We start from the raw sequence: 15657 nt of genomic DNA, 5'->3' as shown, positions 1-15657 counted from the left end.
GCGCGAAACGGGGAATGCGGCGGAGACGACGAGAGCCCGGGCCGTGGGCCCGGGCTCTCGTGAAGGGTGACGCGGTCCGGTCAGACCGGGTACTCGCCGCGCTTGACCACAGGCTTGGGGGCGCGGAAGCGGCGGATGTTGAGGTGGCGGGCGATCACGTAGAACGTCCAGCCGCGGGGGATGCGCTTGACCCCGAACTTCTCGATGAAGCGCTTCTTGAGACGGCGGATCATCAGCCACGTGTCGACCGCGACGCCGAGCACGATGACGTAGAACAGCACGATCAGCCCGAGGCCCAGCCACGACTCGGCGGGCACCAGGAGCGACGCGATCACGAAGACGATCGACAGGGGCAGCAGGAACTCGCCGGGCGAGGTGCGGGCGTCGACCGAGTCGCGCAGCCAGCGACGCTCGGGGCCGCGGTGCTCGTACGGCATGTTGCGCTCGTCGCCCTCGCGCATCGCCTGGAACTCCTTCTCGCGCTGCACGCGCTGGCGCTCGCGCTGCGCCTTCTTGTCCGCCTTGGTGTCGGCGACCACGGGACGGCGGCGCGCGGCCTCCTGGTCCTTGCGCTTGGGGGTCGGGCGGCCCTTGGTGGCGGGGGAGACGCCGGGGGTCTCGGTCTCGGGGGTGTTGTTGTCGCTCATGAGCAATGCGGGCCGGGGCCCGTGTCCGTCCTTCTGGTCAGTCCTTGGCAGGGTGGAGCGCGGGCAGCGCGAGCATGCGGTCGAGCGCGACCTTGGCGAGGCGCTGCGTCTCGTCGTCGACGACGATCCGGTTGGGCACCTCGCCCGCGACGAGCGTCTCGAGCGCCCACACGAGGTGGGGCAGGTCGATGCGGTTCATGGTGGAGCAGAAGCACACTGTGTCCTCGAGGAAGTGCACCTCCTTGTCGGGGTGCGCGTTCGCGACCCGACGGACCAGGTTGAGCTCCGTGCCGATGACCCACTTGGAGCCGGGCTCGGCGGCGTCGAGGGTGTTGATGATGTACTCGGTGGAGCCCACGTGGTCCGCGGCCGTCACGACCTCGTGCGCGCACTCGGGGTGCACCAGCACGTTGATCCCGGGCACCTGCTCGCGGAACTTGTCGACGTGGCTGCGGCGGAAGCGGCCGTGCACCGAGCAGTGGCCCTTCCACAGGATGACGCGCGCCGCCTCGACCGCCTCGGGGGTGTTGCCGCCCAGGGGCTTGCGGGGGTCCCACACGATGCAGTCGTCGAGCGACAGGCCGAGCTTGAGGACGGCGGTGTTGCGGCCCAGGTGCTGGTCGGGCAGGAACAGCACCTTGCCGTCGCCGTCGACGCCGCCCACCTGGTCGTACGCCCAGCGCATCGCGACCTCCGCGTTGGATGAGGTGCAGACCACGCCGCCGTGCTCGCCGCAGAACGCCTTGATGGCGGCGGTCGAGTTCATGTACGTCACCGGCACGGTGCGCGAGGCGACGCCGGCCTCCTCGAGCTGCGCCCAGGCGTCGTCGACCTGGTTGATGTTCGCCATGTCCGCCATCGAGCAGCCGGCCGCCATGTCGGGCAGCACCACGGCCTGCTGGTCGGACGTGAGGATGTCCGCGCTCTCGGCCATGAAGTGGACGCCGCAGAAGACGATGAACTCGGCCTCCGGACGCGCGGCCGCGTCGCGCGCGAGCTTGAACGAGTCGCCCGTGACGTCCGCGAACTGGATGACCTCGTCGCGCTGGTAGTGGTGACCGAGGATGAACACCCGGTCGCCCAGGGCCTCCTTGGCCGCGCGTGCGCGCTCCACCAGGTCGGGATCCGAGGGCGACGGCAAGGCGCCGGTGCAGTCGACCCCACGCTCCGAGAGCGGGTCGCGACGCTCGCCCAGGAGCATCAGCGCAGACGGCGAGGGCTCATGGAAGGTCTGGGTCATCTGCTCATTGTCGCACGGTCGGCAGGGCACACTTGAGCCCATGCGTGCCGTCATCGCAGCCCAGAGCTGGCCCCTCGTCGACGCCGGGACGCTGTCCCCGGACGCCACCGCCCGAATGGTCCGAGATGCCTGGTCCGCGGCGGCTTCACGGGTGTCCCTGACGGTGGTCGGCACGCCCGCGGGCGGGCCCCGCACGGCCGATGCGCTGGCCGGCGAGCCCTGGCCCGTCGGCGGCGCGACGGCCCGGCGGGCGGCCGGGGTGGTGGTGCTCGCTCCCGTCACGGGCACGCGCTGGGAGCCGGGTGCGCTGAGCGCGGCGCTGCTCGGGCTCGCGGCCGCGGGCGAGACCGGACGCGTGGTGGTGCCCCTGGGCGACGAGCCCCCTGCGGGCGACGCCGCGGACCTGTGGAGCGGCGGCCTCGAGGCCGCGCGCGCCGGCGTCGCGACGCTCGACATCGTCGCGCTCGTCGGGTCCGACCGGCCCCTGCTGGGATTCACCGGCATGAGCGCTGCGGTGCGGGACGGCAGGGAGCACGATGCGGCGCTCGCCCAGGCGGCGCAGGTCCAGGAGGAGCGGTGGGCGGCGATCGCACGGGACGCCGATCCGGTGGCGTCGCGCCGGGCGCTGCTCGGGCCGACGCGCCTGTCGGACGAGCCGGGCACGGGTGCGGCGGGCGGCCTCGCCTACGCCCTCGCGGCGATCGGAGCGCGCCTCATGCCGGCGGCACCGGCGGCCGCCGAGCTCGCGGGCCTCGACGCGGCGGCCGCGGACGCCGACCTGGTGGTCGCCGTGGTCGAGCGGCTGGCGGCCCGCGACCTCGACCACGGGGTCGCCTCCGCCGCCTCGACGCTCGCCGCGCGCCGGGGCGTCCCGTGCGTGGTGGTCACGTCGCACCTCGCGGTCGGCAGGCGCGACCTCATGGCCGCGGGGATCGCGGCGGCGCACGAGGCCCCTCCGGGGGAGGCTGCGCTGACGGACCAGATCCGTCGGGTGGCCCACACGTGGACGCCCGATCGCTGACGTATCCACCAATCTTCCGCCGGGGGTTCGGAATACCGGGCGGGCGGCGTACGCTTGACAAGGAAACCCGAGAGAGAGGAGGCGTCGATGACTGATCTCGCAACCGAGACCACGTCGCACGGCGTCGTCATCACCGATGCTGCGGCGGCGAAGGTCAGGAGCCTTCTCGAGCAGGAGGGCCGCGAAGACCTTCGACTGCGCCTCGCGGTGCAGCCGGGCGGTTGCTCGGGCCTGATCTACCAGCTCTACTTCGACGAGCGCTCGCTGGACGGAGACGCGGTTCGCGACTTCGACGGCGTGGAGGTCGTGGTCGACAAGATGTCGGTCCCGTACCTGGACGGCGCGACGATCGACTTCGCGGACACCATCGAGAAGCAGGGTTTCACCATCGATAACCCGAACGCTTCGAGCTCCTGCGCGTGTGGAGACTCCTTCAGCTGACCGGTAGCGGATTCAGCGGAGACGGACGGTGAGGGCTATGCCCGCACCGTCCGTCTTCATCTCTCCCACGAACTCGTGGCCCGTCATGCGGGCCCACGCCGGCACGTCGACCCGCGCGGCGACGTCCGTGCACAGCACCGTGATCTCGGTGCCGGCCTCCCTGCCGCGGGCCGCCTTCGCCAGCTCGATGATGGGCAGCGGGCACACCAGGCCCATCGCGTCGACGGTGACGTGACCGCCGTCCGCGACCGCCGCATCGTCCCCCGTCACGTCAGGCCACCTCGGGCGCGCCCGCCTCGGCGCGCAGGTCCGCGATCACGCGCGGCATGAGCGCGACGAGCCGGTCGATGTCGGCGTCCGTGACGCCCGGGTGCAGGCCCAGGCGCACGTTGCCGTGGCTGAGCGCCCCCACGGCGGCGAGCACGCGGCTGGGCTCGAGCGTGCTGGTGGTGCAGGCCGAGCCGGAGCCCACCGCGATGCCCTCGCGGTCGAGCCGCGTCAGCAGCGCCTCGCCATCGACGTACAGGCACGAGAAGGTGACGACGTGGGGGAGGCGCTCGTCGGGATCGCCCACCACGTCGACGCCGGGCCACGCCGCGGCGGCGTCGCGCACGCGGGAGACCAGGCCGTGCAGGCGCAGCGACGTGGCGTCGAGCTCCTCACGCCGCTCCTGCAGCGCGACAGCGGCGGCGAGGACGGCGGGGACCAGGACGCCGCCGGGCGCCCAGTCGTCGCCCTCGGGCCACGCGGGCAGCCACCGCGTCTGGGGGCGCAGCGCCACGATGCCGAGCCCGGCGGGGCCGCCCCAGTCCGCGGGGTTCGCCACCAGCGCGTCCCAGTGCGCGGGGGAGGGGCCGTGACCGATGCTCGCCGTCGCGTCGACCAGCAGCGGCACCTTGGCCGCGGCGGTGAGCGCCGCGACGTCCGCGAGGCGCTGCACGGTGCCGATCTCGTGATTGGCGTGCTGGACCGCGGCGAGCGCGACGTCGGGCACGGCGATCTCCGCGGCGAACGCCTCGAGGTCGAGGTGGCCGCGGGCATCCACGGGGACGGTCGTGACGTTCCCTGCCGCGACGTGGGTGGCGGCGTGCAGCGTGGCGTCGCGCTCGACGGCGGACGCGACGATGCGGTCGCGGCCGCGGCGCGCCGTGAACACGCCCGCGATGACCCGCTCGATCGCGGCATGGGGGGAGTGCGCGAGGTGCGTGTGCTCGGGGCGGGCGCCCAGCGCCTCCGCGATCGCCTCGCGCGACGCGTCGAGAAGCTGCCTGGCACGACGCGACTCGGTGTGGAGGCGGGCGGGATCCGTCCATCCGTCCGCGAGGCCGGCCTGGAACGCCTCGAGCGTCCTGTTCGTCATAGGAGCGGAACCACTGGCGTCCAGGAACATGCGCGCGACCTGCATGGCATCACGGTACAGCGCGCTAGACTGCCAGCGTGTCCCACCTTTCACGTCCCCGCGTGCCCGGAAAAGCCCTGGCAGGCATCGCTGTCCTGGGACTGACGTCCCTCCTGGCAGGATGCGCCAACGGCATCGAGAACGGCGCACTTCCCAGCTCGCCTGAAGTCACCAACCAGACCGGGCGGATCATCACCCTCTGGAACGGTTCCTGGATCGCCGCGCTCACCGTCGGCGTCATCACCTGGGGCCTGATCCTGTGGGCGGTCGCCGTCTACCGCAAGCGCAAGGGGGACAACAAGCTCCCCGTGCAGACGCGTGCGAACGTGCCGCTCGAGCTGATGTACACCATCGTCCCGCTGCTGATGATCGGCGTGCTGTTCAAGTACACCGCCGAGGACATCGCGGCCATCAAGGACACCTCCGAGACGCCCGACATCCACATCAACGTGGTGGGCAAGCAGTGGAGCTGGGACTTCAACTACGTCGACGACGACGTCTACGACCCGGGCGTCCAGGCCACCCTCACCGGCGAGGAGGGCGTCGAGGAGACGCTCCCGACCCTGTACCTCCCGGTCGACGAGCGCGTCGAGTTCACGCTCGACTCGCGCGACGTCATCCACTCGTTCTGGATCCCCGCGTTCCTCTACAAGGAGGACGTGATCCCGGGCAAGACCAACACGTTCCAGGTCATCCCCACGCAGGAGGGCCTCTACCAGGGCAAGTGCGCCGAGCTCTGCGGCGAGTACCACGCCTCCATGCTCTTCAACGTGGCCGTGGTGTCCCGCGAGGAGTACGACGCCCACATGGAGGAGCTCCGCAACGAGGGCTACTCGGGTCAGATCGGCGTCGACGAGTACAGCCGCGACCAGGTGGTCCAGCTGACCGAGCAGCACGAGGAGTCTGAGTCCTGATGGCCACCGTCCCCTTCGAGGTCTCCGGCGACGAGCGCCGGACCGCCGTCATCCCCGCGACCCCGACCCGTCGCGGCTCCCTGGTCATCAAGTGGATCACCTCCACCGACCACAAGACCATCGGGTACATGTACCTGATCACGTCGTTCTTCTTCTTCATCGTGGGCGGCCTGCTCGCGCTGCTGATCCGCGCCGAGCTGTTCGAGCCCGGCATCCAGGTGGTGCAGTCGGCGGAGCAGTACAACCAGCTGTTCACCATGCACGGCACGATCATGCTGCTGCTGTTCGCGACGCCGCTCTTCGCGGGCTTCGCGAACTTCATCATGCCGCTGCAGATCGGCGCGCCCGACGTCGCGTTCCCGCGCCTCAACATGCTCGCCTACTGGCTGTACCTGTTCGGCGGCGTCATCGCGATGGCCGGCTTCTTCACGCCGCAGGGCGCCGCGTCGTTCGGCTGGTTCGCGTACGCGCCGCTGTCGAACTCCGTGTACTCGCCCGGCGTGGGCGGCGACCTGTGGGTCTTCGGGCTCGCGCTCGGCGGCTTCGGCACCATCCTCGGCTCGGTGAACTTCATCACCACCATCGTCACCATGCGTGCGCCGGGCATGACCATGTTCCGCATGCCGATCTTCACCTGGAACATCCTGGTGACGTCGATGCTGGTCCTGCTGGCCTTCCCGCCGCTCGCCTCGGCGCTGTTCGCGCTGGGCTCGGACCGCGTGCTGCACTCGCAGGTGTTCAACCCGGACAACGGCGGAGCCATCCTGTGGCAGCACCTGTTCTGGTTCTTCGGTCACCCCGAGGTGTACATCATCGCGCTGCCGTTCTTCGGCATCGTCTCCGAGATCTTCCCGGTGTTCTCGCGCAAGCCGATCTTCGGCTATCACGGCCTCATCTACGCGACCATCGCGATCGCGGCGCTGTCCGTCACCGTGTGGGCGCACCACATGTACGTCACGGGTGCGGTGCTGCTGCCGTTCTTCGCGTTCATGACCATGCTCATCGCGGTCCCGACCGGTGTGAAGTTCTTCAACTGGATCGGCACCCTGTGGCGAGGGAAGCTCACGTTCGAGACGCCCATGCTGTGGTCGGTGGGCTTCCTCATCACCTTCCTCTTCGGCGGCCTCACCGGCATCATCCTGAGCTCGCCGGTGCTCGACTTCCCGCTGTCCGACTCGTACTTCGTGGTCGCGCACTTCCACTACGTGGTGTTCGGCACCGTGGTGTTCGCGATGTTCGCGGGCTTCTACTTCTGGTGGCCCAAGTTCACCGGCAAGATGCTCAACGAGCCGCTCGGCAAGCTCCACTTCTGGCTGCTGTTCATCGGCTTCCACACCACCTTCCTGGTCCAGCACTGGCTGGGCGCGCACGGCATGGCGCGACGCTACGTCGACTACATGCCCGAGGACGGCTTCACCTGGATGAACCAGCTGTCGACCATCGGCGCCGTGGTGCTGGCCCTGTCGACGCTGCCGTTCTTCTGGAACGTGTACATCACGTCGAAGCGCGCGCCGCTGGTCACGGTCGACGACCCGTGGGGCTTCGGCAACTCGCTCGAGTGGGCGACCTCCTGCCCGCCGCCGCGCCACAACTTCACGTCCATCCCGCGCATCCGCTCGGAGCGTCCCGCGTTCGACCTGCACCACCCCGGTGCCGCGGCGCGCGACCACTACCAGGCCGAGCGTGACGCCAGCGATCACGCGCCCGTCGCGTAAGGAGCTCGACAGTTGCGTACCGAAGCCAACATCTTCATCGTCCCCGCCCTGTTCTTCTTCCTGGCGGGCACCGCGTACGGCATCTTCACCCACTGGTCCGAGTGGGTCGGGTTCCTCGCGATCTACCTCACCGGCGGCATGTTCGGCATGGTCGCCATCTACTTCAAGATGCTCGAGCGGCGTCACGGCCAGCGCGCCGAGGACCGCCTCGACGCGGAGATCTCCGAGGACTCCGGCGAGCAGGGCGTGTTCGCGCCCTGGAGCTGGTGGCCGCTGGTGTGCGGCGCCGGCGCGGCGCTCGTGTTCGTGGCCGCCGCGGTCGACTGGTGGATCATGGCCCCGGCCGGCGTCCTCGCGGTGATCGGCCTGGTCGGCTGGGTCATGGAGTACTCGCGCGGCCAGCACGCGCACTGACCCGCAGCCTCACGCAGCGGCCCGTCCCCGGCAGGGGGCGGGCCGCTGTCGCGTTCCCCGGGCAGCGGGACGATGCGGCGGCCGGCGCGGTCGCGGCCGTCGCCGCGCGCGGGTCGCGGGGACGCTGTCGGTGCCATGCGCCACAATGTCGCCATGGAGTCCCCCCACGCCGCTGACGCGCACGACCTCATCAGGGTCGAGGGCGCGCGAGAGAACAACCTCAAGGACATCAGCGTCACCCTGCCCAAGAGGCGCCTGACGGTCTTCACCGGGGTCTCCGGCTCCGGCAAGAGCTCCCTGGTGTTCGAGACCATCGCCGCGGAGTCACGGCGCATGATCAACGAGACCTACAGCTCCTTCATCCAGGGCTTCATGCCCAGCCAGTCGCGCCCCGACGTCGACGTGCTCGAGGGGCTCACCACCGCGATCATCGTGGACCAGGAGCCCATGGGCGCGAACGTGCGCTCGACGGTGGGCACCGCGACGGACGTGCACGCGATGCTGCGCATCCTGTTCTCCCGGCTGGGCGACCCTTACGTGGGCCCGCCGCAGGCGTTCAGCTTCAACGTGGCGTCCTCCTCCGGGTCGGGCTCGGCGACGGTGACCCGCAAGGACGGCAGCACGGTGCGCGAGCACCGCGAGTACACGGTCACCGGCGGCATGTGCGTGCGCTGCGAGGGGACGGGACGCATCAGCGAGCTCGACCTGAGCCAGATCGTCGACGAGTCGCGCTCGCTCGCCGAGGGCGCCATCACCATCCCCGGGTACACCGCGGACGGCTGGGCGGTGCGCATGTACACGGAGTCGGGCTTCCTCGACGGCGACAAGCCGGTCAAGGACTACTCGGCCAAGGAGCGCGACTCGCTCCTGTACAAGGAGCAGACCAAGGTCAAGATCGCCGGGATCAACATGACCTACGAGGGCCTCATCCCCAAGATCCAGAAGTCGATGCTGTCCAAGGATCCCGACGCGATGCAGCCGCACATCCGCGCGTTCGTCGACCGCGCCGTGACGTTCGCGGCGTGCCCCGACTGCGGCGGCACCCGCCTGAGCGAGCTGGCGCGCTCCTCGAAGATCCGCGGCGCCTCCATCGCCGAGCTCTCCGCGATGCAGATCTCCGACCTCGCCGCGTGGATGCGCGAGCTCGACGAGCCGTCCGTCGCGCCCCTGGTGACGGGCCTGCGGGGCACCCTCGACTCGTTCGTGGAGATCGGGCTCGGCTACCTGTCCCTCGATCGCGCCGCGAGCACCCTGTCCGGGGGAGAGGCGCAGCGCACCAAGATGATCCGTCACCTCGGCTCCGCGCTGACCGACATCACGTACGTGTTCGACGAGCCGACCGTGGGCCTCCACCCGCATGACATCGCCCGGATGAACGTCCTGCTCCAGCGCCTGCGCGACAAGGGCAACACCGTTCTCGTGGTCGAGCACAAGCCCGAGGCGATCGCGATCGCGGACCACGTGGTGGACCTGGGGCCCGGTGCCGGTGGCGCGGGCGGAGAGATCTGCTTCGAGGGCACCGTCGAGGAGCTGCGGGGATCCGAGACCCTCACGGGACGCCACCTCGGCTACCGCGCGGCGCTCAAGGAGGCCGTGCGGAAGGCCACCGGTGCGATCGAGGTGCGCGGCGCATCGTCCCACAACCTCCAGGACGTGGACGTCGACATCCCGCTCGGCGTGCTCACGGTGGTGACGGGCGTCGCCGGGTCGGGCAAGAGCTCGCTCATCCACGGCGGCATCCCGGCCGCTGCGGGCGTGGTGACCGTGGATCAGCAGCCCATCCGCGGCTCGCGCCGCTCCAACCCCGCCACCTACACGGGCGTGCTCGAGCCCATCCGCAAGGCGTTCGCGAAGGCGAACGGCGTCAAGCCGGCGCTGTTCAGCGCCAACTCCGAGGGCGCGTGCCCCGTCTGCAAGGGCGCGGGGATGATCTACACGGAGCTCGGCGTGATGGAGACCGTCGCGAGCGTGTGCGAGGCGTGCGAGGGCCGTCGGTTCAGCGACGAGGTGCTCGAGTACCACCTGGGCGGGCGCTCCATCGCGGACGTGCTGGAGATGCCTGTCGAGGCCGCGCACGCGTTCTTCGCCGACGGCGAGGCCAGGAACCCCGCGGCCGCGAAGACCCTGGGCCACCTGGTCGACGTGGGGCTGGGCTACCTGTCGCTCGGGCAGCCGCTCACCACGCTGTCCGGCGGGGAGCGCCAGCGCCTCAAGCTCGCGATGCACATGGGCGACAAGGGAGGCGTCTACGTCCTCGACGAGCCGACCACGGGCCTCCACCTCGCGGACGTCGCGCACCTGCTGTCGCTGCTCGACCGGCTGGTCGAGGCGGGCAAGACGGTGATCGTGATCGAGCACCACCAGGCCGTGATGGCGCACGCCGACTGGATCATCGACCTGGGCCCGGGTGCCGGCCACGACGGCGGGCGGGTGGTGTTCGAGGGCACGCCTGCCGACCTGGTGGGGGCGCGCTCGACGCTCACGGGCGAGCACCTCGCCGCGTACGTGGGGGCGTAAGGGCGCGGCGGCGAGGGTCAGGCGTCGTCGGCGCTGCCGGGGGCGCGCACGTCGCGCTGAGCGAAGCCCGCAACGCCGACCAGGCGTGCGATCACCACCGCGACGAACAGCGTCCCCACCACGGCCTCGAACGACCACAGCGAGCGTGCCCAGGGCTCGACGGGCACGATGTCCCCGAAGCCCAGCGTCGCGAGCGTGACGTAGCTGCCGTACAGCAGCGCCTGCCACGTCAGCGGGCCGCCGGCGTTGGGATCGGCGAAGCTGGCGGGGTGCGAGTGCTCGAGCAGCGCCGAGAGCACGCCGAACACGCCGCCGAGCAGCAGGTACGCGCACACCGCCACCAGCAGCAGGTCGATGGTGCGGGCGCGCGCCGGCGGGTGCATGAGCGAGCCGATCATGGAGACCACCAGGCTCAGCTGCAGGAGCCCGATGCCGGAGAGCATGGCGACGGTGGCGCGGGCGTCGTCCTGCTGGATCGCGAACCACGTCGCGCCGGCCACCAGCGCGACGGACGCGACGAACAGCGGCCAGCGCCGCCGCCTGTCCTCGTTCGCGCGGCGGATGCTGAACGCCACCACGCCGATGTACACGAGCAGGTAGAGCACCGTCCAGCCTGGGCCCTCGAACGTGATCGGGTAGCCGAACTGGAGCACCACGAGCGTCGCGAGCAGCATCCACAGCATCGGGCGGTGGCGCGCCGCCTCGGTGAGGCGGTCGCCGGGGCTCGCGGCTTCGGTCGACATGGTCTCACCGTAGCGTCGCGCCTGGTGCGGGCGCGAGTGCGGGCCGGGCACGGCGAAGGGGCGGCCTCCCGGGTGGGAGACCGCCCCTGAGGACGATGCGCCGATGGCCTTACAGGTTGATGAGGCCCTGCGCGGCGGTCGCGTTGGCGAAGCGCTGGCCGACGTTGCCCCAGTCGACCACGTTCCACCAGGCGTTGATGTAGTCCGCCTTGACGTTCTTGTACTGCAGGTAGAAGGCGTGCTCCCACATGTCGAGCATGAGCAGCGGGACCAGGCCCACCGGCACGTTGCCCTGCTGGTCGTAGAGCTGGACGATCACGAGCTTCTTGCCGAGCGCGTCCCACGCAAGGATCGACCAGCCGGAGCCCATGATGGTCATCGCGTTGTTGGTGAAGTGCGCGCGGAACCCGTCGAAGGACCCGAAGTGCTCGTCGATCGCGGCCGCGAGCTCGCCCTCGGGCTTGTCGCCGCCCTCGGGGGACAGGTTGGTCCAGAAGATCGAGTGGTTGATGTGGCCGCCCAGGTTGAAGGCGAGCGCCTTCTCGAGGCCCGCGATGGCGCCGAAGTCGCCCGACTCGCGCGCGCCCGCCATCTTCTCGAGCGCGGTGTTCGCGCCGGCGACGTACGCGGCGTGGTGCTTGCTGTGGTGGAGCTCCATGATCTGACCCGCGATGTGCGGGTCGAGGGCGCCGTAGTCGTACGAGAGGTCCGGCAGCGTGTAGTCGGCCATTCTTCCTCCAAGGTCGGGCCGCGGCGTGGGTGCACGGCGCGGCCGGGTTTCCGGGAACGCTCCGAGCCTAGCGACCCGCGCGGGTCGGAGCGAGGTGGGACACGGGTGACAACCTCGGCGGATGCCAGGGAATTCCGGCATCCCGTGCGCAGTTGGCGCGGCGGTGGAATCCCCATGGCGGTTGTGACGGGTGGGGCGCGTGACCGCTCCTTTGGCTGTCACATCCTTCACGCCGGTACATCTGAGCTACAAGTGTCATCGGCTGTCCGACGCCCGAGGCGACGCCGGGGGAGAACCGGCCCGCGCATCGTCCCCCTGCGAGTCCCAGGAACGCCGAAGGGGCGCCCGGCGGATGCCGGACGCCCCTTGCGGACGGTGCTGCTAGTGGTGCTCGTGCTTCGCGGCCTCGAGCTCCTCCGGGGTGACGGGGGAGATGCGCTTCTCGAAGTACAGGTGCGACAGCCACTTCTTGAAGCGGTCCCACCGGTAGCCCTTGCGGCGCACGCCGCGGTCGTTGTACTCGTCCTCGATCTCGAGCGGGGCGATGTCGTCGTAGGAGACGAGCAGCCAGCGCTCCTGGTCGGTGAGCGGCTCGTGGACCTCGACGTACTCGCCGTGCTCGTGACGCACGATCCGGCCGGTCTCCTTGCCGTGCAGCACCAGCTCGCGGTCCTTGCGCTGGAGGCCGAAGCAGATGCGACGGGTGATCCAGAACGCGAGCACCGGCAGCACGAAGATGCCGATCCGGAAGAAGTAGGTGAGGTCGTTGAGCGACAGGTGGAAGAGGTTCGCGATGATGTCGTTCGAGCCCTCCATCACCAGCACCACGTAGAACGTGATGAGGGCGACGCCGATGCCGGTGCGGACCGGCGCGTTGCGCGGACGGTCGAGCACGTGCTTCTCGCCGCGGTCGCCGGTGGCCCAGGCCTCGATCCACGGGTACAGCGCGAGGAAGCCGAAGAACAGGCCCGGCAGGATCAGCGCGGGGATGAGGAGGTTCCAGGACAGCGTGTAGCCCCAGATCTCCCACTCCATCGGGATCACGTCGAACAGCCAGCCCGGCATGAGGCGCAGGGCGCCGTCGACGAACAGGATGTACCAGTCGGGCTGCGTGCCGGCCGACACGGGCGACGGGTCGTACGGGCCGTAGTTCCACACCGGGTTGATGGTGAACACGGCCGCGACCAGCGCGACGATGCCGAAGACGACGAAGAAGAAACCGCCGGCCTTCGCGGTGTACACGGGGAAGAGGGGCAGGCCCACCACGTTGGTGTGCTTGCGGCCGCCGCCCGGGTACTGCGTGTGCTTGTGCAGGAACACCAGGAACAGGTGCAGCGCGATCAGCACGAGGATGAGGCCGGGCACCAGCAGGATGTGCATGGTGAACAGGCGGGGGATGAGGATCTCGCCGGGGAACTCGCCGCCGAAGATCCAGTACGAGATGTACTCGCCGACGATCGGGATCGAGCGGGTGACGCCTTCGATGATGCGCAGGCCGTTGCCGGAGAGCACGTCGTCGGGGAGCGAGTAGCCCGAGAAGCCCGCCGCGAGCGACAGGATCATCAGCGTGAAGCCGACGAGCCAGTTGAGCTCGCGCGGCTTGCGGAACGCGCCGGTGAAGAACACGCGAGCCATGTGGGTGACGATCGCGGCGGTGAACAGCAGCGCCGACCAGTGGTGGATCTGGCGCATGAGGAGGCCGCCGGGGACCTCGAACGACATGTGCAGCGTCGAGGCGAAGGCCTCGGACATCTCCACGCCCTGCATGGTCGCGAGGGGTCCGTCGTACGTGACGATCGTCATCGACGGGACGAAGAACGCGGTGAGGAACACGCCCGACAGCAGCAGGACGATGAACGAGTACAGCGCGATCTCGCCCAGCATGAACGACCAGTGGTCGGGGAACAGCTTGCGCGCGAAGAACTTGACGAACCCGCCGATCGAGGTGCGCTCGTCGACCCAGTTGGCCGTGCCGGCGGCAGCGGTGTTGACGCGAGCGCCCATCAGTGGCTGCTCCCCTCGGTCTCATCGGCGTGCAGGCCGTCGGAGGTGTCCTTGAGGCGCGTCCAGTAGGACGGGCCGATCGGCTCGTGGAAGTCGCTCTGGGCGATGATGTAGCCCTCGTCGTCGACCGTGATCGGGAGCTGGGGGAGCGGACGCTTCGCGGGACCGAAGACCACCTTGGCGCCGTTGGCGACGTCGAACGTCGACTGGTGGCACGGGCACAGCAGGTGGTGGGTCTGCTGCTCGTACAGCGCCACGGGGCAGCCGACGTGCGTGCAGATCTTCGAGAACGCGATGATGCCGTCGAAGGACCAGTCCTCGCGGCCCGGCTGCAGGTTGAGGTCGCGCGGGTCGAGGCGGAGCAGGAGGACGACGGCCTTGGCCTTCTCCTCGATCTTGTGGTGCTCGAGCTCGTTGAGTCCCTCGGGGATCACGTGGAACGCGGAGCCGATGGTGACGTCCGACGCCTTGATGGGCGTGCCGTCGGGGTCGCGCGTGAGCTTCATGCCCTTGCGCCACATGGTGTGGCCGAAGTTCGACGTGTTCCAGTCCGCGCCCATGTTGCCGATCTGCGGCCACAGGATGGCGAGCGGGGCGGCGAGCAGCGCGGTGAGCATCGAGCCCACGAGCACCGGACGGCGCTTGACGCCGCCCAGGCCGGAGTCCTCGGCGCCGTCCTTGAGGTTCTGGATGGCGCCCTCGCGGGACTCGTCGGACGAGCGGAGCGCGTGACGCTCCTCGACCATCTCGTGGTCGCGCATGAGGGTCTTGGCCCAGTGGATCGCGCCGAGGCCGATGCCCATCATGGCGAGGAAGATGCCGAGGCCGATCGCCATGTTGACGAACCGGATCGAGTCGATCTCGTCGGTCATGTCGAGCGCCATGTACGAGCCGACGGCGATGACGGTGCCGACGATCGACACGCCGAAGAGGGCGGCTACCTGGCGCTCGGCCTTCTTGTCGGCCTTGGGGTCCACGTCCGCGCGGCGCGGGCGGTGGTAGGGCATGCCCGGGTTCTCGAAGCCGTTGGTGGTCTCCGAGCCCTCGGGGCCGTGCCCGGTCGAGTTCTCAGTGGTGCTCATGAAGAACGGCTTCCAATCCACACGGTGCTGGCGATGATGAGTCCGAGGGCGACGAGCCACCCCCACATGCCCTCGGCGACGGGGCCGATGGTGCCGAGGCGGAGACCGCCCGGCGAGCCCTCGTCCTGCGCCTTGAGGTAGGCGATGATGTCGCGCTTGCCCTCGGGGTCGATGTTGGCGTCGTTGAACACCGGCATCGACTGCGGGCCGGTGAGCATAGCCTCGTAGATGTGGGTGGGAGTGGTCTCCCACAGGTTCGGCGCGTACTTGCCCTGCGTGAGGGCACCGCCGCCGCCGACGGAGCCGTGGCACATGGCGCAGTTGGTGCGGAAGAGCTCCATGCCGTTCGCCGGATCGCCGAGCGCGGGGTCGACCTGCTCCTCGGTGGGGATGGCGGGGCCGGCGCCGAGCGACGCGACGAACGCGGCGAGCTGCGAGATCTCCTCCTGGGAGAACTGCGGCGCCTTCGCGCGGGCCTGCGGGCCGGAGGCCTGCATGGGCATGCGGCCGGTGCCGACCTGGAAGTCGACGGCCGCGGCACCCACGCCCACGAGCGAGGGGGCGACGCCGTCGGTGCCCTGGGCGTCGAGGCCGTGGCAGGACGCGCAGTTGGCGGCGAAGAGCTTCTGGCCCTCGGTGACGTCGTCGGCGGTGGCCGTGGTGGCCTCGGCGGACGATGCGGTGGAGACCGCGGCGGCGACGCCGGCGATGAGGGCGAGGAGGAGGAGGACGAGGACCACCGGCGCGGCGCGGTGGTAGCGGTGACGTGCGAGTGCGTTCACGGTGATCA

The 15657-nt window shown here is 70.0% G+C and carries 15 protein-coding genes; 6 read left to right on the top strand and 9 right to left on the bottom strand.

Features of this window, described 5'->3' with window-relative positions:
• Nucleotides 1-80 precede the first annotated feature (80 nt).
• Together AOM05_RS07260 and nadA are read right to left on the bottom strand one after the other, a co-directional pair.
• Nucleotides 81-647 (bottom strand): DUF3043 domain-containing protein, encoded by a 567-nt coding sequence (locus tag AOM05_RS07260; protein WP_062520748.1) that lies wholly within the window; start codon nt 645-647, stop codon nt 81-83.
• Between the two features lie 37 nt (nt 648-684).
• The gene (gene nadA / locus AOM05_RS07255) at nt 685-1887 is read right to left on the bottom strand and encodes a quinolinate synthase NadA (protein ID WP_062520746.1); all 1203 of its coding nucleotides are present in this window, start codon (nt 1885-1887) and stop codon (nt 685-687) included.
• Nucleotides 1888-1927: 40 nt separating this feature from the next.
• On the opposite strand from nadA, the gene AOM05_RS07250 reads away from it, so the two are divergent.
• Together AOM05_RS07250 and erpA are read left to right on the top strand one after the other, a co-directional pair.
• Complete coding sequence (locus tag AOM05_RS07250) at nt 1928-2908, top strand: glycerate kinase (protein ID WP_156165088.1); 981 nt, start codon at nt 1928-1930, stop codon at nt 2906-2908.
• Nucleotides 2909-2995: 87 nt separating this feature from the next.
• The gene (gene erpA / locus AOM05_RS07245; protein WP_062520741.1) at nt 2996-3349 is read left to right on the top strand and encodes an iron-sulfur cluster insertion protein ErpA; all 354 of its coding nucleotides are present in this window, start codon (nt 2996-2998) and stop codon (nt 3347-3349) included.
• Between the two features lie 12 nt (nt 3350-3361).
• On the opposite strand, the gene AOM05_RS07240 is transcribed toward erpA, so the two are convergent.
• Both AOM05_RS07240 and AOM05_RS07235 read right to left on the bottom strand, forming a co-directional pair.
• Complete coding sequence (locus tag AOM05_RS07240; protein WP_228373232.1) at nt 3362-3619, bottom strand: sulfurtransferase TusA family protein; 258 nt, start codon at nt 3617-3619, stop codon at nt 3362-3364.
• A 1-nt stretch (nt 3620) separates the two neighbouring features.
• Nucleotides 3621-4739, bottom strand: a complete 1119-nt coding sequence (locus AOM05_RS07235; RefSeq protein WP_228373236.1) for a cysteine desulfurase family protein — start codon at nt 4737-4739, stop codon at nt 3621-3623.
• Between the two features lie 47 nt (nt 4740-4786).
• On the opposite strand from AOM05_RS07235, the gene ctaC reads away from it, so the two are divergent.
• From ctaC to AOM05_RS07215, 4 genes are all read left to right on the top strand, one after another.
• Nucleotides 4787-5662 (top strand): aa3-type cytochrome oxidase subunit II, encoded by an 876-nt coding sequence (gene ctaC, locus AOM05_RS07230; protein WP_062520737.1) that lies wholly within the window; start codon nt 4787-4789, stop codon nt 5660-5662.
• A complete protein-coding gene (ctaD, locus tag AOM05_RS07225; protein WP_062520735.1) occupies nt 5662-7377 on the top strand; it encodes an aa3-type cytochrome oxidase subunit I in 1716 nt (571 codons plus the stop codon). The genes ctaC and ctaD overlap by 1 nt, the downstream gene beginning before the upstream one ends.
• Before the next feature lie 12 nt (nt 7378-7389).
• On the top strand, nt 7390-7791 hold the full coding sequence (locus tag AOM05_RS07220) for a cytochrome c oxidase subunit 4 (RefSeq protein ID WP_062520734.1): 402 nt from the start codon (nt 7390-7392) through the stop codon (nt 7789-7791).
• A 153-nt stretch (nt 7792-7944) separates the two neighbouring features.
• Nucleotides 7945-10308, top strand: coding sequence for an ATP-binding cassette domain-containing protein (locus AOM05_RS07215; RefSeq protein WP_062520732.1), 2364 nt, complete (start codon nt 7945-7947; stop codon nt 10306-10308).
• A 17-nt stretch (nt 10309-10325) separates the two neighbouring features.
• On the opposite strand, the gene AOM05_RS07210 is transcribed toward AOM05_RS07215, so the two are convergent.
• The 5 genes from AOM05_RS07210 to qcrC form a co-directional block, all read right to left on the bottom strand.
• A complete protein-coding gene (locus AOM05_RS07210; protein ID WP_062520730.1) occupies nt 10326-11051 on the bottom strand; it encodes a potassium channel family protein in 726 nt (241 codons plus the stop codon).
• 109 nt (nt 11052-11160) lie between these two features.
• Nucleotides 11161-11781, bottom strand: coding sequence for a superoxide dismutase (locus AOM05_RS07205; protein ID WP_062520729.1), 621 nt, complete (start codon nt 11779-11781; stop codon nt 11161-11163).
• A gap of 381 nt (nt 11782-12162) precedes the next feature.
• Complete coding sequence (gene qcrB / locus AOM05_RS07200; RefSeq protein ID WP_062520727.1) at nt 12163-13785, bottom strand: cytochrome bc1 complex cytochrome b subunit; 1623 nt, start codon at nt 13783-13785, stop codon at nt 12163-12165.
• Nucleotides 13785-14867 (bottom strand): cytochrome bc1 complex Rieske iron-sulfur subunit, encoded by a 1083-nt coding sequence (gene qcrA, locus AOM05_RS07195; protein ID WP_062520726.1) that lies wholly within the window; start codon nt 14865-14867, stop codon nt 13785-13787. The genes qcrB and qcrA overlap by 1 nt, the downstream gene beginning before the upstream one ends.
• Entirely contained in the window at nt 14864-15649 is a 786-nt protein-coding gene (gene qcrC / locus AOM05_RS07190; RefSeq protein WP_062520724.1) for a cytochrome bc1 complex diheme cytochrome c subunit, read from the bottom strand. Before qcrC ends, qcrA begins: the two co-directional genes overlap by 4 nt.
• Nucleotides 15650-15657: the final 8 nt, after the last annotated feature.

This window comes from Demequina silvatica (assembly GCF_000971215.1).
GTDB lineage: Bacteria > Actinomycetota > Actinomycetes > Actinomycetales > Demequinaceae > Demequina > Demequina silvatica.
Note: the sequence above shows the minus strand (reverse complement) of the source record. Positions and strands in the feature narration are given on the sequence as shown.